The sequence below is a fragment of the Psychrobacter cibarius genome (assembly GCF_904845955.1).
Lineage (GTDB): Bacteria > Pseudomonadota > Gammaproteobacteria > Pseudomonadales > Moraxellaceae > Psychrobacter > Psychrobacter cibarius_B.
This window is the reverse complement of sequence record NZ_CAJGYX010000005.1, coordinates 173859-192567: the sequence shown is the minus strand read 5'-3', so window position 1 is coordinate 192567 and position 18709 is coordinate 173859. Positions and strand designations below refer to the sequence as shown.

The following is an 18709-nucleotide window of genomic DNA, read 5'->3' as shown; positions in this document are numbered from 1 at the left end:
TGGACAATATAAACCCGCTAATTGTATTCGTTAGCGGGTTTTATAAGTTGGTCATGATGGATATAGACTGTATATAGACATCAATAATTAAAGTAAGAGGCGTTATGAATCAAATTGCTGATATTCTTAAGCTGGCACGTGAGGCTCAGCAACAACAGGTTGATGCTGTACTAGCAACCGTCGTGCGTACCGAAGGGTCAGCCTATCGCCGCGCAGGCGCGATTATGCTCATCTGTGAAGATGGTCGTTCGGTCGGGATGATTAGCGGCGGCTGTTTGGAGCCACATATTATCAAACGTGCTTTTTGGCTCACACGTGATGGTGCAAACGTGCAAGTTTACCAAACGGGTGATGATATCGAATATGCTGCAAATGGTAATGTGCCAGCAAGAGTATCAGAAGATGATTTTGACTTTGATAGAGGCAGTGATAATAAGGGCACAGATCATAAATACGATGAACAAGATATTGATTTGGACGAGTTAAATTTTGGATTAGGCTGTAATGGGCGCGTACACGTGTTGTTTGAACGGTTGGCAACGGCAATGCCTTTGTTAAATGTCATCAGTCAGGTTCGTCAGTCTCAGCAGCCGGTAACGGTAGCAACTTTAATCCGCTCTACAATCAATTTTAATAACCAAAATAATCCAAACTCTCAACTTCAAATTGGTTTGCGTCTTAACCTAGATAATTATATCAAGTTAGGAAAACTCACCGCTATCGACGCTAATAATTCAGATAAAGTGGTATCTAATGCTTCAAGCACAGTTATCAATGCAGTTGAAATTTTATCCGAATATAAACTGCTCCATAAAAATGCTGAGTACGTCATTGTAAAAGATGACAATGACGATTTAGCCATAGAATGGCTGATTCAGTGCCTACAACCACAAATTCGCTTGCTGATTTGTGGTGCTGGCAATGATGTGATGCCGCTAGTTACGATGGCAAAGCTGCAAGATTGGCATGTGACAGTGGTAGACAGTCGAGCGCAATATGCTACGCAGCGGCGTTTTCCTCAGGCAGATAGCGTGATGGTACTGGCGTTAAATGATAGTGACACTTTACTAAAACTAAGTAAAAATGCTGCCGTTTCTTTGATGTCGCATAGTCTCAGCCAAGACCGTGCTCGCCTTGGCGTATTATTAGAGCATGCTAATCACTATAAATATCTTGGACAACTAGGACCACGCTACCGTACCGAGCGCTTAATTGAAGAAATTAGTACAAGGTTTACAAATCCTGCCAGTTTAAACCTAGGTATCAAAAAACTGCATTATCCGATTGGCTATAAGCTGGGCGGAGATGGACCTGAAGCCTTAGCACTGGGTATCATGGCACAAGTCAATGCGGTCGTGCATAATCAAAACCTATCAGCAGAAAACTCAGACACTCATCTTTCAAATACTAACTTTACAACGCTATTTTCTACGCATACTGATTCTATAGAGACGACTGCTACAAGTGCTCGTGCATCGATAAGTTTGTCATGAGCAGCGACTCATATCTTTCAATGCCTATTCATCTAAAGCCAACAAATCCTTTAAATCTTTCAAATCATGCAGTGATTATATTAGCCAGTGGACTGAGCCTGCGTTTAGGTCAAGCAAAACAGTTACTGTGTAAAGATGGCGAACCCTTAATTTGCTTCATGACCAAACTCGCACTTTCTACAAAACCGCAAGCAATTATTATAGTCATTCCTGATAATCAACCATTAATAGCCAGTGCGATGAATGAATTGGCTTTTCAGTACTCTATGATTCAAATGGTCGTAAATCCTACGCCTGAAATAGGTATGGCGTATAGTTTGACTTTGGCTATTGAGGCAGTCACGCAGTTGACAAGCTCATTAATCGAGCGCGTCGTCATTATGGGTGTTGATCAAGTTTTACTCGATGAGCAGCATTTGGCAAAACTGCTAGCAGATAAGCGGTCTGTAGTGGCAAGTACTTATGGTAGCTGGCAGCATTTAAATAATAGGAGTTTAAATGAAACGTCTGCTGCCACTGCATTAAAGCAAAATGTTATCGGACTACCTTTAACGATTGATTGTGATTTACTCAGAGAGTGGCAAGCATTGCTGGTAGGCGATAAAGGGCTGCGTTATTTAATTAGAGGTTTGCCGCCCAGTCAGATAAGTACCGTTGTTAATAATCAACTGAGCTATGATATCGATACTCCTGAGCAACTTGCTCATGCCAAGCAAAAAGGCTGGCTGGATAAATAGTATTAACAGTGTCAATCCATAAGTGATAAAAATGATAAATGTGATAGAAACAGAACGTCTTTACCTTAGGCAATGGCAAGCAAGTGACTTTGCTGTTTTTGCTGAAATAAATGCTGATCCTGAGGTAATGAAGTATTTTCCCAAGTTATTAACGCCTAAAGTAAGTGACATCATCGCTAGTAAATGCCAGCAGCTTATCGCTAATCAAGGCTGGGGGCTTTGGGCAGTATGTTTAAAAAATAGCACCAAAACATATGATGATTTTATCGGTTTTGTTGGCTTGAATGATACTCACGCAGATATGTCTTTTGCCCCGGCTGTCGAGATTGCATGGCGATTACATAAAGATTATTGGAGACAGGGCTATGCTACCGAGGCGGCACGTGCGGCGCTGAATTTCGCTTTTACTGAGCTGTCGCTCGATGAGGTTGTGTCATTCACAGCGGTTATCAATAAGCGCTCGCAATTGGTTATGGAGCGCCTTGGCATGATGAATACCCGAGCCAACTTCTACCATCCAGCCCTTGACCCTAACCATCGGCTGGCTGAGCATGTACTGTATAACATTACACGGCAACAGTGGAACAATCAGTTAGCAGGCTTGTGACCACAAATCAATGCCCACACTCTGATATTAACAGGACTACTCGAAGATATTACTACCGTTATACAACACAAGGTAAGGTTTGCGATATAATTTATTTTCTATTAAATGTAAAATAAGGTCGTCTTATGAATCGTACACTGTGGTTAGTCATTGGCATCATTAGTATTCTTGGCGGTATCTTTGCATTTTTTAATCCTCTTAGTGCCACTTTAGCCGCTGAGCAGTTAGCAGGTTTTATATTTCTTTTGGTGGGTGTTTTACAGTTCATTGCCCTATTTCGAGCACATAGCACCACTGGAAAAGTGCTGGCGGCCATCGGCGGTGTACTTGGTGTATTGATTGGTATTGAATTATTACAAGATCCGTTGCAAGGCATATTAACCTTGACCATGGTAATTGCTATTTTATTTATGGCAACAGGTATAGTCAGAGTTGTTGTTGCTTTCGGTCTCCGTCGGACAGTGGCTTTTGTCCCAATATTACTCTCAGGGCTGCTCTCGATTATATTGGCTATCATGATATTTACCAGTTATCCGCAATCAGCAACGTATATTCTTGGCATACTGTTAGCCGTCGAGTTGATATCTAATGGCATATCCTTAATTATGTATTCACGTATACAATCAATTGTGGTGCGCAATATATAAGCTTAGTTCTAGGGCGTATCCTCAATTCAATTGATCATATCTAAACGGGCTAAAAATGGCTAAATTTTGCCAAACATCGTTAAATAGCTGGTTAATATCCCGATATTATCTGCGCTATTTTCCTTGTTTGACGGCAATTTAACTCATTTTTATCACCATTTTTGAAATGAGGACACGCCCTAGCAACAAATAAAAAAGACGCTATTTAAAGCGTCTTTTTTTTATTTCATAATTTATTTGAATATCACATCTTAACCATGCGTAAAGGCTAAGTGCAATTTGTAGTACTTTATCCTTGTATACAAATCGTATTAAATCGGCTACAGCAGAAGATGAAAGAAAAAAATATATTGAAAGTAAAGCAGATGTGAGAGATTGAAAGAAGTGCGCTTGGTTTGATATAAGCGCACTGGTCAGTATGGCAGCGTGTCATACTGATATATCAAGTGGTTTGGTTGAATTAACTAAGAAATCTTAATCCAGATGTTTTCAATGCCCATACCATCTCAACAAAGGCGCGGCTATTAGTCAAAGGCTCGCCATCGATGATGAGGGCGTAACCTGAACCATCAATCCATAAGAACACAAAGCTGGTCTCAGGAATCAACAAGTCAACTTGTTGAAAAAACGAGATGGCTTGGCTTTCGACCGCCCAGCCACGTTGTTTTTGGCGAATCATAAAGCCTGAAAAGTCAGCAGCTGCAACACTTAGCATGTCCGCTTCTTCTTGGCTGTAACCGATTCGTGCTAGGCAAAACCCTTCATCAGAGCCAATAGCGGCACGGCGTTTACCGGATAAGCTGGCAACCACATACGGTAAAAACTGGTCCAACGGCAGATTGGGTGCGGGTAACAACAAAGACAGCTTTTCGATCCAGCCGTGTTCTATAAAGCTCTGTAGCCATTCGTCAGAATAACGTTCAAGCCAATCAGCGGCGAGCAACGTCTCCCCATAGGACATTAAGTCTTGTAATGACAGCTGTTCATCAGTGGGCTCACTTTGTGAAAATGCCTCAAAAATACCGGCTGGAGTGAGGGTTAGATACGTTTTATCAGCATTTAAGTAAGAGGACATAGCGGCTACCATTGTGATGAAAGGGTTAAATCGGCGATAAATTAGGTCTTGATGGTCTGATCAAGATGCTGTTGACAGTTGTTCCAGCGCTCATCGAACTGCCAGTCGCTTTTACCCAAGCGAAACCATACTAACGAGAAGGCAAGTCGATCATTGCGAGCGATACAGTGAGCAAAGAATTCGTTTTCGATCTGCTCAATCGTGCCCCAATCCTTATCTTCACGCGCCTGCATGAGCTCAGCGGTGATGTCTTTGGATATTTCTTTGGCGTCATCGCTACTGATAAGCAATCGCTGTTTTTGCTCATTGAGAGACGGCGATATCAGGACACTCCAGCGAGTCGCCAGCATACTATTGCGTTGAATATATCGCTTCTTACTAATACAGTCGCGAAACCCTTGCTGGACATGAGGGTACAAGCGATCTTTAATACGCGTAAACAGATTATTTACATCGTAAGGAATGTCATACCAACAGCCATAAAAAAAGTCTGCGACGGCACCTTGTAGCGGCTCTTTTTCGGTTAAAAGTAATGCGGCATTGATACGTTGTTCATGAAAATGACGGTTATTGGGTGCCAAAAACACTTTACGCGAATATAAACGAAATACTCGGCGCGCTTCCATCTCATTTTCTTTGATAAGGTCTAAATCAGACATAATAGTGTCCTTTAAGTCATAGTGTCTATTGTATGGCTAACAGCTTATGGCTAATATCGTATGGTCAAAATGATATAGCCACTATTGAGCGACAATAGGCTATGACTTCACTAAGCGAAACGGTGCAACGTGCCAATTAATAAGTAGTAATTAATAATTAATCAAGTAAAGTTTGCATCAAATCTATCATAAATTCAGCATCTTCTTCGTCCATGGCTTCAAACCCTTGAGGCATGCCAAGTTCAGCCAATGCTTCTTTACCATCGTCATCATTATGCAAGTTCAGGATCGCATTCATGAATATTTCTGTATCAGGAAAACCATCTTTAATCAATAATACATGGCTAATATCTGCCAAATCACTTTCGATCAACACCGACAGCTGAGTTTTGGTCAAGCGTGAAAAGCTATGAAAAATCTCTGCCAAGAAAAAAGCCGCTTGAGCATCACCTTTGATGACTTTACGGGCGGCTGCCTGATAAGTCTCAGTGATATCCCAGTTAAGATGAGACTCTTCTATATCCACAGCTTCTAGCAAGCGTAAGCCAATCAGCTTAACATCACGGTTGTCTGCCATTGCTACGGTCGCACCCGCTTTAATGTCTTCTAAGCGCTTGATATCACTGTTTGCCGCAGCAGCAATGACCATCTCATCCGATTTGCCGATAGGGCGTGCAACAGCGCGATAGCCTTGTTCACGGATCAAAGTAGCTGCATCAAATGGGTTGGCATAGATAACTTGAATGTCACCTGCCTCAATGATTTGCTCTTGTTCAGCATGTGAGGTAGGTATATTCAGATGCATATTTAAGTTGGCACGTTTTTGAATCAAAATATTAAACATGTGCCAGCCTGCAAAACGCTCAGGAGAAAAATCAGGGGCGATTAACATATTGTGTGTCGTCATGATTTAGCCTTCCTCATTTTGATTCATTTGGGCATACTGAGCCATAGCAGCTTCGATTTTGCTACGCGATGGCTTACGGCGTACCGAGGTATAACCCACTGTTTCGCCGCGACGAATGTTTGGCACAACGGTTGCATAGACCCAATAGTGACTACCATCTTTGCATAAATTCTTAACGTAGCCATGCCATTTTTGCTCAGCCGCTGCGGTATCCCACAAATCTTTATAAGCGGCTTTTGGCATATCAGGGTGGCGTAAAATAGATTGTGGCTGACCAATAAGCTCATCAACGCTTTAGCCACTGATTTCGACAAAAGCATCGTTGACGTGAGTCAGCACACCATCCAAATCGGTGCGCGATACAATCAGCTTGCCATCAGGATAAGGGCGTTCAATACCAGTATCATAGACAGTCCGCGATGTACCATCATAATAAGTCAGAGTAATCTGCTCAGCGGGCATATCAGGCTTATGTGCATCAGGGATTGGAGAACCCATCGTAATCTCCTTTATTTATCGTTATATTTATAATGATTAAAAAACCAATCTGGTATGGTAGTTGTCGATAACATCATGTTGCCTTTCAGCTCAGTCGTTGTCCCAATATTTATCAGGCCATTATTCCATACAAATAATGTGTGCCATCTTAAATATTTTTTATGAGACAGTCACTTCATTTTGATTTAAAGTCATATTTATCAGTCGCGCTATGTGCTATATGACGTTAAATAATAAAAAATATGTTATCGACAAAAATCCAAATTTAACAATTAGATAAGTTTTGCAAGGGCTTCTGAGGCACGCTTGATATCTAAGAATATCAAACCAAGTTTTGCATTCGGTTTTGCCATAATAGTAAGTACCGCTTCATCTCCAGATGAGGTCATAATCACGTAGCCTTTTTCACCTTGAATCATAATGCGATCGATACTACCACGTGCCAACTCACGACCTGCGCGGTCACCCAATGACAATAAAGCCGCTGACATAGCGCCAACACGGTCTTCATCAACGCCCGTTGGTAGTGCTGAGGCAATCATCAGACCATCGTTAGAAATAAGGGCAGATGCTTCAACATCGGCTGATGAGCTGTTTAGGTCTTCCAAGATTTGCTGGAATGAATCTGTACGCATATCGCTTTCTCTATGACGGGTTATTCAATTGATAAAATAACAGTTAGTAATGGTGGAGAATAAATGTTGACTAAGTCGGCTATTATAAACCCTTGCTGTCAATATTGATATACATCAGCTCAAGCAAAAAGCCAAGTTTTCGGGTTTTTTATACCGTTTGGTGCTGGTTATTGACCTTTCGTCTTTACTTAACGGTTATCAATACACAAATTTCCATTAATATTTGATTTATTTACCGATTAGGAAAAGGAAGGTTTTTTAGTAATACAGGACTATTTTTAGCACAATCAATGAGATCTGTAAGCTCATCAGTCGGCGTCTCAAGGTGCTATGTAAAGGCGTACTCTAGACTGTGTCAATAAAAATCGCTTATAACTTTTCATGATGGTGATATTTACTAGACTTATACGCCTCAAAAATGATATATATTATGGGATAAAAAATGTTCTTGTCTCTGAATGTGGCATCTAGGCATAAATTCAGTCAGCTTTTTTAATCCCATTTGTCTCTACACAAGCCAGCGTGTCGGGGCAATTTCAGTTTTACACCAGTGTCTACAATCCTCTCGTTTGTTGTCATACGACGTGACATCGGTGTAAGTAAGCACGATCACCATTTTTACCCTAAGGAAAAGATATGAGTATCAGTCAGGCCATCGAAAAAGTCGAAGCGCGTTACGCCCATCAACCTGAATTCGTTCAAGCGGTAAAAGAAGTTGCAATTACGATTGCGCCGTTATACGACGCCCACCCAGAATATGATACTTTTAAAATATTTGAGCGCCTCGTTGAGCCTGACCGCGTTATTGCTTTTCGTATTAACTGGGAAAATGACCAAGGTGAAGTTCAGGTTAACCGCGGCTGGCGTGTCCAGTTCAGCAATGCCTTAGGTCCTTATAAAGGTGGCGTGAGATTTCATCCGACTGTCAACCAATCTGTCTTGAAGTTTTTAGGCTTTGAGCAAATATTCAAAAACGCTTTGACTGGATTGCCAATGGGCGGTGGTAAAGGTGGTTCTGATTTTGATCCCAAAGGCAAAACAGACAGTGAAATCCGCCGTTTTTGCTATGCCTTTATGCGTGAGCTACATCACTATGTGAATAAAGACATCGATGTGCCCGCTGGTGACATTGGCGTGGGTGGGCGTGAAGTCAGCTATATGTTTGCTATGTATAAGAATTTAACGCACGAATATGGCGGTGTTTTGACCGGTAAAGGCGTTGGCTTCGGTGGCAGTTTGATGCGTACTGAGGCGACAGGTTATGGCGCGGTGTATTTCTTAGAAAACATGCTTACGGCGCAAAATGACGATATCAAAGGTAAGAGAGTATTGGTTTCAGGTGCTGGTAACGTCTCATTACATGCTGCTGAAAAAGCCCATATGCTGGGCGGCATCGTCGTCACTGTGTCAGACTCACAAGGGACTTTGTATGATGAAGCGGGTCTGAATCAAGAAAAAATTGATTGGCTCAAGGCACAAAAAGCAAAAAGCAAACCGTTGGCTGAGTACGTCGATGTTTATGGTGGAGAGTGGTTTGCGCAGCAAAAGCCGTGGCAATTCAAAGGCGACATCGCGATTCCATCAGCGACGCAAAACGAAGTCAATGAAGAAGATGCCAAGCTCATGGTTGAAAATGGCATTACATACGTTGTCGAAGGTGCCAACATGCCATTGACTGCTGAAGCCATCGACTATATTCGTTTGCACCGGGTGCATTATGCCCCAGGTAAAGCCGCAAACGCGGGCGGTGTAGCAGTGTCTGCGCTTGAGATGTCACAAAACTCAGTCCGTCAGTATAAGAGCTTTGAGCAAATCGACTTGCGCCTCAAAAATATCATGAGAAATATCCATGACTGTGCAGCTGATGCCTCAGAACAGTATGGTCAAACGGATAATGGCTATATCAACTATATGGCTGGTGCAAATATCGTTGGCTTTAAACGAGTTGCTGATGCATTGGTCGCTTACGGTATTTTAAACTAAGCACTTTTATCATAGCCACCTACTAACGAATAACGCGTCTGTTTTAACGATAGGCGCGTTTTTTATGGATGAACCCTACCGTGGACAGTCAAAGTGGTTTTTATGAAGTGATACGATTGACCTATTGATAATATGTGTTTTTTAAAAGATAATAATTTTAGAACACTCAATAAGATTAATTTTGTGGAGACCGTTATGAGCAAGACTTTCAAGCCATTTTCGCTAACGACTTTGAGTACTCGTGCTGCAGTAGTAGTGGGTGCGGCTATGTTAACTACGACAATCTATGCATCTACGCAGCAACCGCTAGCAAGTGAGGTCCAAGCCGCCAAAGCCAGTAGAATAAGCTTACAACAAGCAATAAATATTGCGGCGAAAAAGTCATCTGGTCTATTGATGAGTGCCAGCTTTGATCACGATGATGATAAAGCGCAAGGCGGTGTGTATGAGATGGAATTTGTAACCAGTAGCCGAAACTATGAAATCAAAATTGACGCCATGAATGGTAGAGTGATTAGTACGGATGTGGAACGATTAGACAGTGATGATCTGGTAGATTATAAGGCACTTAAACAAGCGAAGATTGATGTTAAACAGGCAATGAAAATTGCTGAAAAACAATCGGGCGGCCGTGTTATCGAGATTGAGTTTAAAAACGACCGAGATTATAGTGATCATGCGTCCTATTATGAAGCTGATATCCTCAAAGGTAATAGTATCGTTTGGCTAAATGTTGATGCCAATACTGGCAGTGTATTTAACAATAAGTTTAAGAAATAGCTAAGTAAGTTAGACAGACAGACAGACAGATATGATAGATATCGCTAATAGTCGTTTTTCTTGTTACTCAGTTTTTTGAAAATGAGATAGCAAAGCTGTGCATTTATTATTAAAAAAGCCCCAATCATTCAATGACTGGGGCTTTTTTAATGTGAGTAGTTAGATAAATTCGCTATACTGTCTCACGCCACTTGCCTTGAACCATAATACCGTTAATAGGGTTTAGTCCCATCTGATAAGCCAAATCCGCAGGGCGGGCGATATCCCATAAGACCAAATCTGCATCACAGCCAACTTCTATTTTACCTTTATTAGATAGCCCCAGCGCTTGTGCTGCATAAACGGTTGAGCCTGCCAAAACTTCTTCAGTCGTTAAGCAAAATAGCGTACAGCCCATGTTCATCGCAAGCAATAATGAGGTAAGCGGTGAGGTGCCAGGATTGCAGTCAGTTGAAATAGCGATAGGTACTTGGTGCCTGCGTAATGCCTCAATGGGTGGCGATTTGGTATCCCGCAGGGAATAAAATGCACCGGGCAATAGAACTGCAACGGTATCACTGGCCGCCATTTTTTTGATGTCGTCTTCTGATAAATGCTCTAAATGGTCGCTTGATAGCCCTTTATATTCAGCAACCAAGGCGGTGCCACCTATATCAGACAACTGCTCAGAGTGCAGTTTGACTGGTAGGTTTAATGAGCGCGCGACTTCAAAAACGCGTCTGATTTGCTCAGTGCTAAAGGCAATATTTTCACAAAAGCCATCGACTGCATCGACTAAGCCTTCTGCATGTAGAATTGGTAGCCATGTACACACTTGCTCGATATAATCATCCGAGCGGTCCTGCATGTGAGATTTGTATTCAGGTGGTAGGGCATGCGCTGCTAGATAAGTGGTGCTCACATGGATATTGTGCTTGTCACCAAGCTGGCGAGCAACCGTGAGCATTTTGCGTTCCGTGTCTAAATCTAAGCCGTAGCCCGATTTGATTTCGATACTGGTGACGCCTTCTTTCATAAGTGCTATTAAGCGTTTCTCACTTTGTGCAAATAGCGACTCAATATTGGCAGCGCGGGTGGCAGTGACAGTTGAGACAATGCCGCCACCTTGTGCCGCAATGTCTTGATAACTAGCGCCTTGCAAACGTGCCTCAAACTCGTTACTGCGATTGCCACCATAGACGATATGAGTGTGACAGTCGATAAGTCCAGGAGTTATCCATTTACCATCTACGTCTGTGATTTGGTGGTCTTGATAGTGAGTCAGATGAGCAGTGATTTGATTGTGCTCACCAATCCAAGCAATGCTGCCATTTTTAATACCGATAGCAGCATTGTTTAATTGACCATATGGGATGCTATTTGTATGTTCATCTGTATACATGCCAGAACCATACTGCACTGAGAAAGTCGCAAGATTGGCATTGATAATGATGTGGTCAAACGATGTTAGGATGTCTTTATCATCTGTAGTATTGATAGATTTGTCGAGTATCTGTGCGCTAGAGTTGTTCATAATAAGCTCCTGCTTAATACTGATAGTCAGGTGAATATATAAAATTCATCTTTAAAGTTTTATTCATAAGTCTTTATTTGTAGAGTCAGTAAATGCTGCTCTATAATAGTCGCTAATAGTCTTGCCGCAACTTTGCAGCTACGCGCATCAATATCAAAGGTGGGATTAATCTCGGCAATGTCGGCCATTTTTACTTTACCAGTAGCCATAATGGTTTTTACCATGCGTTCAACAAAACCAAGCTCAATGCCATAAGCAGCTGGGGCACTCACACCAGGCACAACACTGGCAGGCAAGCAGTCCATATCAATGGTCAGATAAACCACATCAACTTGATTGATGAAGCTTATAACCTGATCGGCAAGTATCTGCCGAGGCTGATAATGGCAGTCTTCATCACTGATGATATGCACGCCCAATTGCTCGGCGCGATCAAACAGCGCCGCCGTGTTAGAGAACCGACTGACGCCAATACAGCAATAATGAAAGGGCTGAACATGTGCGTCAAGATGCTCGGCAATTTGGCGAAACGGTGTACCAGAAGTCGCCACATCAGATTGACGAATATCAAGATGGGCGTCAAAATTAATGATGCCGATGGTAGGCGTGGCATTTGCTTCGCTTTCATTTTCTAATGCCTGCCACAATCCCAAAAAGCTACCATAAGCGATGGCATGACCGCCGCCAAGCCCGATGGGTAAGCTGCCTTGTTTGACGATAGCGCTCACTTTATCCGCATATTTGAGCTGAGCTTGTTCAAGAGTGTGCGCAGCAAAGTCATCATCGTCATGACAATAGATATCGCCTGCATCACCTAGCAATGTTGATAACTGACCATCAAAACGTTTTTGCAACTCAGCGATGACCGGCAGTGTCGCAAACGCTCGGCGAATCAGAGGCGGGGCAGCTCGTGCACCCACGCGGCCTTGATTGCGCCTAACCCCTTGATCGCAAGCAAAGCCAATTAGCCCAATATTTTGATCCTCGTAAGGCTTTGCGAGCTGATACCAGTAGCGGGCACGCGCCGTCTCAAATGGCTCTGCACGGCCTGTCCATAGTGTCATGTCAGCCGCTGTATGACTCACGGTTGTGCTAATTATCGTCATGGCCATTGCTAATTCCTTTCAATTATCTAACGCTTATTTAGGCTCATACCAGTCGCTACGTAATGACTGCCAGTGCTCAGCAAGCGTACCGTCTAATACCAACTGCTTGGCCGCTTCAATATCAGGCGCTAGGTAGCGATCTTTGTCATAGAAAGTCACCTTCTCACGCAGTTTCTGGTGTGCCACTGTTAAAGGCTCTGAAGTCTCTAATCCGCGATGAAAATCAATCCCTTGACCGGCAGCCAATAGCTCAATACCGATAATGGTGGCAGTATTCTGTACCATCTCGTATAGGCGGCGTGCGCAATAGGTCGCCATTGACACATGATCTTCTTGGTTGGCTGAGGTTGGGATACTGTCAACGCTACCCGGATGAGCGATAGATTTGTTCTCCGATGCCAGTGCGGCTGCGGTCACATGGGCGATCATAAAGCCTGAGTTTACCCCAGCATTGTCGACCAAGAACGGCGGTAGACCACCTGACAGCGTCGCATCGATTAGCAAAGCGACACGGCGCTCAGACATAGAACCAATCTCGGCGATTGCCAAGGCCAGAATATCAGCGGCAAAAGCGACTGGCTCAGCATGGAAGTTACCTCCTGATATGGCTACAGGACCATCTTCGTTATTAAAGATAAGTGGGTTGTCGGTCACCGCATTAGATTCTATTAATAAGGTTTTTCCTGCTTGGTTAATGATGTCAAGGCAGGCACCCATGACTTGCGGCTGACAACGCAGGCAGTAAGGATCTTGTACTCGGTCATCCTGCTCGCCGTCATGCGAGGCGCGAATGGCACTGCCTTTAATGAGTTGACGGTGAGCTTTGGCGATTTCAATTTGACCATGATGCCCACGTACTTCGTGAATACGCGCATCAAATGGTGAGTCCGATCCTTTGGCCGCATCAATTGACAGGGAGCCAACGATAGTCGCTGTCTCCAGCAAGTCACGCGCTAAGAAATAACCCCGTAATGCCAATGCGGTTGAGACTTGCGTGCCGTTGATAAGTGCGAGACCTTCTTTGGCTGCTAGGATAATTGGTTCAAGTCCATGCTGGGCTAGCGCTTCTGCTGCAGGCACTTTTTCGCCAGCGACAAACACGTCACCTTCACCCATCATTGCAAGCGTCATGTGTGATAAAGGCGCTAAATCACCAGAGGCACCAACAGAGCCTTTAGCCGGAATGTTTGGCGTGATTTGATTATTGATTAAGGCAAGTAAGCTGTCCACTACCTCGCGGCGTACGCCTGATACACCTTGTGCTAGGCTGGCCACTTTCATCACCATAATCAGTCGTACCACGCTGGCAGGAAGTGCTTCACCAGTGCCTACTGAGTGAGAAACGATCAAGTTGCGCTGAAGTAGCTCAAGCTGATCATCACTGATACGGGTCTTTGCTAACAGGCCAAAACCAGTGTTGATACCATATGCGCTTTTGTCTCGTGCAATGATGGTACGCACATCTTCATGTGAGGCATCGATGGCCTCATAAGCACTCTCAGTTAATGTCAATATGACAGGCTGCTCATAGATATCACGTAGCATCTTAAAGCTAAGCTGGCGAGGGTGTAGCATTAATTGTTTGATATCGTTCATAGGGTGATCCTAGTATTGTAAGACATATGGGTTATATTATTTTTGATTCATGTCTTTGTTGAAATGACGTTTTTTAAATGTTTTTAGTTAACGTAATACCTGTTATTAAATTTGTTTCTTTAGCCAATCCAGTTGAAGTACATGGCTAGATGTCCGAATGCGGCAGCCAATAAAATACTGAGTACCACACGCTCAAACCAGATAATGACCATTTTGCCGACAGATAATGGTATTTCAGTGGCAAGCACACAAGGAATCATGGCAGAGAAAAACAACACGCTGCTAATAGAGATGACCCCTGCAACATAGCGAGTCAATATATCAGCCTCACTGAGGAGCAGTGCTGGCAAGAACATTTCAGCCAATCCCGCTGACATACCTTTGGCGGCAACCAGAGGCTCTGGTAAGCCGCTAAGCCATGTAAATGGATAAAGAAGCAAGCCTAAAGCATCGAATACAGGCGTATACTTTGCTAATATCAATCCTGTCAAGCCAACCGCGATGATAGAAGGCACAATCGCCGCTGCCATCGTCAGCCCATCGCGAAAGTTAGACCATAAGATTGTTTTTAGGTCAGTGGCACGGCGTGAAGTGGACAAACCCAAATCAAATGCTGCCGCCAGACGTGTACCACGTTTATGGTCTAAAGTGGGACGTTCAACGCTATCATCAACAAGGCTAATGGGTGGAATACGAGCAGTAATCGCAGTGACGATAAAGGTAATCACTAGCGTAGACCAAAAGAACAGGTTCCAAAACTCCATTAGACCAAGCGTTTTGGCAACAATGACCATAAATGCCGCTGATACGGTCGAAAAGCCAGTCGCAATGATAATGGCTTCGCGCGCTGAATATTGCTTTTGCAAGTAGACACGATTAGTAATGAGCAGCCCGATAGAGTAGCTACCAACAAAGGATGCGACCGCATCAATCGCTGATGAACCTGGGGTTTTCCAGATAGGTTTCATGATCGGCTGCATGAGCACACCGACCATCTCGAGCAAACCAAAACCCACCAAAAATGCTAAAATTAATGCGCCAAGCGGTACAATCATACCGACTGGTAATGCCAGTTTTTCAAACAAAAACGGCAGCATGTCCTTTTCCATCATAAAGGCAGGCGCTACGTCAGCAACATACATCACTGCCAGTATCAGACCAATGATTTTAAAAGCAGTCATAATCATGTGGGTGATGTTTTTACGCCATGAGCCGTCTATAAATGGCTTGCTTACCCCAAAGATCATCAGTAAAAACAACAACGTCACAGACAATGTATGCTGCTGAGTGACCAGATAAGTTGCCCCATGATCGAACAAAATCGTGCTTTTCTCACCAATGGTAAATGGCACAAAAAACATGACCAAACCGATAGCACTAAAGACTATCAACTGCAGTAACGCTACAGGTTTGGACAGTAGCGCTTCAGTTGGTGTCGCTACTGCATCCTTGAGATTTAATGTCGTATTTTGCTCAATCATATTATCCTCCTTGATAAAATGTCGATGATATCCTTATGTCAAGTAATCACTTATAAGGATAAAGGTGATGCTACTTAATCATCGGCAGATTTAGACCATAATCTTTGGCTGTTTTGATCGCCAGCTCATAGCCTGCATCGGCGTGACGCATAACGCCTGAGCCGCAATCATTGACCAGTACCCGCGCCAAGCGTTTGGCAGCGGCATCAGTGCCATCTGCGACAATGACCATACCTGAGTGCTGCGAGTAACCCATGCCAACGCCGCCGCCATGATGCAGCGATACCCAAGTTGCGCCGCCTGCGACGTTGAGCATACCATTCAATAATGCCCAGTCAGATACCGCATCTGAGCCGTCTTTCATGCTTTCCGTTTCGCGATTTGGACTAGCCACTGAGCCTGTGTCCAAGTGGTCGCGGCCGATGACGATAGGGCCTTTTAACTCGCCGTTTTTGACCATTTCATTGAATGCGAGCCCTGCTTTGTCACGCTCACCCAATCCTAACCAGCAGATACGGGCAGGCAAACCCCGAAACTGAATGCGCTCTTTTGCCATATCGAGCCAGCGATGGATATGGGTGTTTTCAGGGAACAGCTCTTTAATTTTTTGATCGGTTTTGTAGATATCTTCTGGATCGCCTGACAGCGCCACCCAGCGGAAGGGGCCTTTGCCTTGGCAGAACAGCGGACGAATATAAGCGGGGACAAAACCTGGGAAATTAAAGGCATCTTTAACGCCTTCATCAAAAGCCACCTGACGGATATTATTACCATAATCGGTCGTTGGAATGTCCATTGCCTGCAAGTCTAGCATCGCCTGTACGTGTACGGCACAAGACTGAGCGGCGGCTTTGGTTAATGCTGCATGTTGCTCTGAATCTTCTTGTGCAGCTTTCCATGCTTCCACTGTCCAGCCACTTGGCAAGTAACCATTGATCAAGTCATGCGCTGAGGTTTGATCGGTCACTAGATCAGGCTTCATACCGCCAGCATTGGCGCGCTTGACCATCTCTGGCAAGATATCTGCTGCATTACCAAGTAGGGCTATAGAGACCGCTTCACCCGCATCGGTATGTTGTTTAATCAGTTCATAAGCATGGTCAAGGTTATCTGCTTGCTTGTCGACATAACCAGTACGCAAGCGGAAATCGATACTAGACTGTTGACATTCGATGTTTAATGAAGTCGCACCTGCAAAGGTCGCGGCTAGTGGCTGTGCGCCGCCCATACCGCCAAGCCCAGCGGTTAAAATCCAACGACCTGCCCAGCTACCATCATAATGCTGACGACCTGCTTCCACAAAGGTCTCATATGTCCCTTGCACGATGCCTTGGGTGCCAATATAAATCCAGCTACCAGCCGTCATTTGACCATACATCATCAAGTCTTTGCGATCGAGCTCGTTAAAATGCTCCCACGTCGCCCAGCGCGGCACAAGGTTAGAGTTTGCAATCAATACACGCGGTGCATTTTCGTGCGTTTGAAACACGCCAACTGGTTTGCCAGATTGCACCAATAAAGTTTCATCGTCTTCCAATTCTTTTAATGACGCTAAGATTTGATCGTAGCTTTCCCAATTGCGGGCTGCGCGTCCGATACCACCGTAGACGACTAAGCTTTTAGGGTTTTCGGCCACATCAGGATGCAAATTGTTTTGCAGCATGCGATAAGGCGCTTCGGTCAGCCAGCTTTTGCAATGTAGAGTACTGCCAGTGGGCGCGGCGATTTCGCGGCTCTCATCACGGCGAGTCAGCTTAGTCTCTTTATTGGTTCCATGGTCAGTAGTCATTATCATATCCTTGTGATATCTGTTAAGACGATAAAGTAATCAAAGTAAGTGTTTTACCGTCAGTCTATAAATTCAGCGGAACATCGATTAGATGACGCAGATTTTTTAGCACTGCTGTAAAGTTGTATATACAAATTATCAAAGATACTTTTTTCATGCAAGCAATTTTTTATAAATGACTCAATTATTTTTGTGAGGGTTTTGGTAGATAGATAAATGTCACAGTGTTTTGCCAAGGTTCATGACGTTATCTCGTGATATTATGGCGCTATTATTATTGGTGAAACTAACGGTTAAACACGGACATGACAAAGACGATTCCGGCATATCAGCGCATTAAAAACGCCATATTAGACAATATACACTCTGGTAAATGGCAAGCGGGCAATGCAATTTCTACAGAAATGGCGTTGGCAAAAGAATTTGGCGTATCGCGTATGACGGTCAATCGTGCGCTAAAAGAGCTGAGCGAAGAGCGAGTATTGGAGCGCCGGCAAGGGTCGGGGACGTTTGTCGCCCAGCAGCAGTTCAATCACACTTTTGTAGAAGTGCGTAATATCGCGCAGGATTTAAAATCTGCCAACCGTGATTATCAGGCGCAAGTGGTAAGTAAACGCATACTTACGGCTGCGATGTTGGATGATGAATTACGGCGTAAATTTGATATTAATGAAGTAGCTGAGTTTTCTAATACAAGCGCTAACACAAACGCTGATACAACCGTAATGGATGACAGTACTGGCGCAGATAGTATTAGCGACGTTGCTGTTTTATACGAGGTAAAAATCATTCACTTTGCGGATGGTCAGCCCATACAGTTCGAAGAGCGCTGGGTGGCTGCTCAAAAGGTGCCAGAATTTATTGAGCAGGATTTTAGTGTGGTCAATACCAGTGATTATCTCATTGCCAAAAGTCCACTGGAGCGCGGTCGCTATACCATTCGTGCACTGGCGGCACCAGATGAGATAGCTGCGCTATTGCAAATCGCACCGCAGTCGCCGACATTGGTATTGCGTCGTCAGACGTATTCAGCAGGTCGAGTATTGACCTTTGTGAAGATGTGGCATGCAGGCGATCGTTATCAATTCTCCGGTGAATTATAATAGTCTTACGCATGCTCACTGTTTTTGTACGTTTATTCTTTCTGAAGTGCGCTAGTATATGAATAAATGGCTATTTAATTGGCAATAATAACGTTAATAT

At 43.8% G+C, this 18709-nt stretch carries 18 protein-coding genes; 7 read left to right on the top strand and 11 right to left on the bottom strand.

From position 1 onward, the window contains the following. Positions 1 to 104 precede the first annotated feature (104 nt). The 4 genes from JMV76_RS11190 (at position 105) to JMV76_RS11175 (ending at position 3484) form a co-directional block, all read left to right on the top strand. Entirely contained in the window at positions 105 to 1493 is a 1389-nt protein-coding gene (locus tag JMV76_RS11190; RefSeq protein ID WP_201502738.1) for an XdhC family protein, read from the top strand. Beyond that, complete coding sequence (locus tag JMV76_RS11185) at positions 1490 to 2230, top strand: nucleotidyltransferase family protein (protein WP_201502737.1); 741 nt, start codon at positions 1490 to 1492, stop codon at positions 2228 to 2230. The genes JMV76_RS11190 and JMV76_RS11185 overlap by 4 nt, the downstream gene beginning before the upstream one ends. A gap of 31 nt (positions 2231 to 2261) precedes the next feature. Beyond that, positions 2262 to 2837, top strand: coding sequence for a GNAT family N-acetyltransferase (locus tag JMV76_RS11180; protein ID WP_201502736.1), 576 nt, complete (start codon positions 2262 to 2264; stop codon positions 2835 to 2837). 125 nt (positions 2838 to 2962) lie between these two features. Continuing rightward, positions 2963 to 3484 (top strand): HdeD family acid-resistance protein, encoded by a 522-nt coding sequence (locus JMV76_RS11175; RefSeq protein ID WP_087814292.1) that lies wholly within the window; start codon positions 2963 to 2965, stop codon positions 3482 to 3484. A 460-nt stretch (positions 3485 to 3944) separates the two neighbouring features. Here JMV76_RS11175 and JMV76_RS11170 read toward each other — a convergent pair whose 3' ends face one another. The 6 genes from JMV76_RS11170 to JMV76_RS11150 all read right to left on the bottom strand — a co-directional run bounded on the left by JMV76_RS11170 (position 3945) and on the right by JMV76_RS11150 (position 7258). Continuing rightward, entirely contained in the window at positions 3945 to 4559 is a 615-nt protein-coding gene (locus JMV76_RS11170; RefSeq protein WP_045444387.1) for a hypothetical protein, read from the bottom strand. A gap of 41 nt (positions 4560 to 4600) precedes the next feature. Continuing rightward, positions 4601 to 5218, bottom strand: a complete 618-nt coding sequence (locus JMV76_RS11165; RefSeq protein ID WP_060491697.1) for a hypothetical protein — start codon at positions 5216 to 5218, stop codon at positions 4601 to 4603. Positions 5219 to 5375: 157 nt separating this feature from the next. Beyond that, positions 5376 to 6125, bottom strand: a complete 750-nt coding sequence (locus tag JMV76_RS11160; RefSeq protein ID WP_201502735.1) for a PhnD/SsuA/transferrin family substrate-binding protein — start codon at positions 6123 to 6125, stop codon at positions 5376 to 5378. Positions 6126 to 6128: 3 nt separating this feature from the next. Further along, positions 6129 to 6404 (bottom strand): PAS domain-containing protein, encoded by a 276-nt coding sequence (locus JMV76_RS15105; RefSeq protein WP_265090301.1) that lies wholly within the window; start codon positions 6402 to 6404, stop codon positions 6129 to 6131. A gap of 15 nt (positions 6405 to 6419) precedes the next feature. Further along, a complete protein-coding gene (locus tag JMV76_RS15100; RefSeq protein WP_265090296.1) occupies positions 6420 to 6623 on the bottom strand; it encodes a hypothetical protein in 204 nt (67 codons plus the stop codon). A gap of 272 nt (positions 6624 to 6895) precedes the next feature. Then, the gene (locus JMV76_RS11150) at positions 6896 to 7258 is read right to left on the bottom strand and encodes a roadblock/LC7 domain-containing protein (protein WP_010201036.1); all 363 of its coding nucleotides are present in this window, start codon (positions 7256 to 7258) and stop codon (positions 6896 to 6898) included. A gap of 636 nt (positions 7259 to 7894) precedes the next feature. Here JMV76_RS11150 and gdhA point away from each other — a divergent pair. Further along, a complete protein-coding gene (gene gdhA, locus JMV76_RS11145; protein ID WP_201502734.1) occupies positions 7895 to 9241 on the top strand; it encodes an NADP-specific glutamate dehydrogenase in 1347 nt (448 codons plus the stop codon). A 195-nt stretch (positions 9242 to 9436) separates the two neighbouring features. Then, a complete protein-coding gene (locus JMV76_RS11140) occupies positions 9437 to 10021 on the top strand; it encodes a PepSY domain-containing protein (RefSeq protein WP_201502733.1) in 585 nt (194 codons plus the stop codon). Between the two features lie 172 nt (positions 10022 to 10193). Here JMV76_RS11140 and hutI read toward each other — a convergent pair whose 3' ends face one another. The 5 genes from hutI to hutU form a co-directional block, all read right to left on the bottom strand. Continuing rightward, positions 10194 to 11534, bottom strand: a complete 1341-nt coding sequence (gene hutI, locus JMV76_RS11135) for an imidazolonepropionase (protein ID WP_201502732.1) — start codon at positions 11532 to 11534, stop codon at positions 10194 to 10196. 59 nt (positions 11535 to 11593) lie between these two features. Continuing rightward, positions 11594 to 12646 carry a formimidoylglutamase gene (gene hutG, locus JMV76_RS11130; RefSeq protein WP_227690318.1) on the bottom strand — a complete coding sequence of 351 codons (1053 nt, stop codon included), beginning with the start codon at positions 12644 to 12646 and terminating at the stop codon, positions 11594 to 11596. Between the two features lie 27 nt (positions 12647 to 12673). Then, complete coding sequence (gene hutH / locus JMV76_RS11125; RefSeq protein WP_201502731.1) at positions 12674 to 14236, bottom strand: histidine ammonia-lyase; 1563 nt, start codon at positions 14234 to 14236, stop codon at positions 12674 to 12676. 119 nt (positions 14237 to 14355) lie between these two features. Continuing rightward, positions 14356 to 15717, bottom strand: a complete 1362-nt coding sequence (locus JMV76_RS11120; protein ID WP_201502730.1) for a YjiH family protein — start codon at positions 15715 to 15717, stop codon at positions 14356 to 14358. A gap of 70 nt (positions 15718 to 15787) precedes the next feature. Continuing rightward, entirely contained in the window at positions 15788 to 17506 is a 1719-nt protein-coding gene (hutU, locus tag JMV76_RS11115; RefSeq protein WP_201502729.1) for a urocanate hydratase, read from the bottom strand. 305 nt (positions 17507 to 17811) lie between these two features. On the opposite strand from hutU, the gene JMV76_RS11110 reads away from it, so the two are divergent. After that, complete coding sequence (locus JMV76_RS11110; RefSeq protein WP_201502728.1) at positions 17812 to 18609, top strand: UTRA domain-containing protein; 798 nt, start codon at positions 17812 to 17814, stop codon at positions 18607 to 18609. The last annotated feature ends 100 nt before the right edge of the window (positions 18610 to 18709 follow it).

Coding starts and splice junctions, on each gene's coding strand:
- JMV76_RS11190 (WP_201502738.1), top strand. CDS start 105: ATGAATCAAATTGCTGATATTCTTAAGCTGGCACGTGAGGCTCAGCAA.
- JMV76_RS11185 (WP_201502737.1), top strand. CDS start 1,490: ATGAGCAGCGACTCATATCTTTCAATGCCTATTCATCTAAAGCCAACA.
- JMV76_RS11180 (WP_201502736.1), top strand. CDS start 2,262: ATGATAAATGTGATAGAAACAGAACGTCTTTACCTTAGGCAATGGCAA.
- JMV76_RS11175 (WP_087814292.1), top strand. CDS start 2,963: ATGAATCGTACACTGTGGTTAGTCATTGGCATCATTAGTATTCTTGGC.
- JMV76_RS11170 (WP_045444387.1), bottom strand. CDS start 4,559: ATGTCCTCTTACTTAAATGCTGATAAAACGTATCTAACCCTCACTCCA.
- JMV76_RS11165 (WP_060491697.1), bottom strand. CDS start 5,218: ATGTCTGATTTAGACCTTATCAAAGAAAATGAGATGGAAGCGCGCCGA.
- JMV76_RS11160 (WP_201502735.1), bottom strand. CDS start 6,125: ATGACGACACACAATATGTTAATCGCCCCTGATTTTTCTCCTGAGCGT.
- JMV76_RS15100 (WP_265090296.1), bottom strand. CDS start 6,623: ATGGGTTCTCCAATCCCTGATGCACATAAGCCTGATATGCCCGCTGAG.
- JMV76_RS11150 (WP_010201036.1), bottom strand. CDS start 7,258: ATGCGTACAGATTCATTCCAGCAAATCTTGGAAGACCTAAACAGCTCA.
- gdhA (WP_201502734.1), top strand. CDS start 7,895: ATGAGTATCAGTCAGGCCATCGAAAAAGTCGAAGCGCGTTACGCCCAT.
- JMV76_RS11140 (WP_201502733.1), top strand. CDS start 9,437: ATGAGCAAGACTTTCAAGCCATTTTCGCTAACGACTTTGAGTACTCGT.
- hutI (WP_201502732.1), bottom strand. CDS start 11,534: ATGAACAACTCTAGCGCACAGATACTCGACAAATCTATCAATACTACA.
- hutG (WP_227690318.1), bottom strand. CDS start 12,646: ATGGCCATGACGATAATTAGCACAACCGTGAGTCATACAGCGGCTGAC.
- hutH (WP_201502731.1), bottom strand. CDS start 14,236: ATGAACGATATCAAACAATTAATGCTACACCCTCGCCAGCTTAGCTTT.
- JMV76_RS11120 (WP_201502730.1), bottom strand. CDS start 15,717: ATGATTGAGCAAAATACGACATTAAATCTCAAGGATGCAGTAGCGACA.
- hutU (WP_201502729.1), bottom strand. CDS start 17,506: ATGACTACTGACCATGGAACCAATAAAGAGACTAAGCTGACTCGCCGT.
- JMV76_RS11110 (WP_201502728.1), top strand. CDS start 17,812: ATGACAAAGACGATTCCGGCATATCAGCGCATTAAAAACGCCATATTA.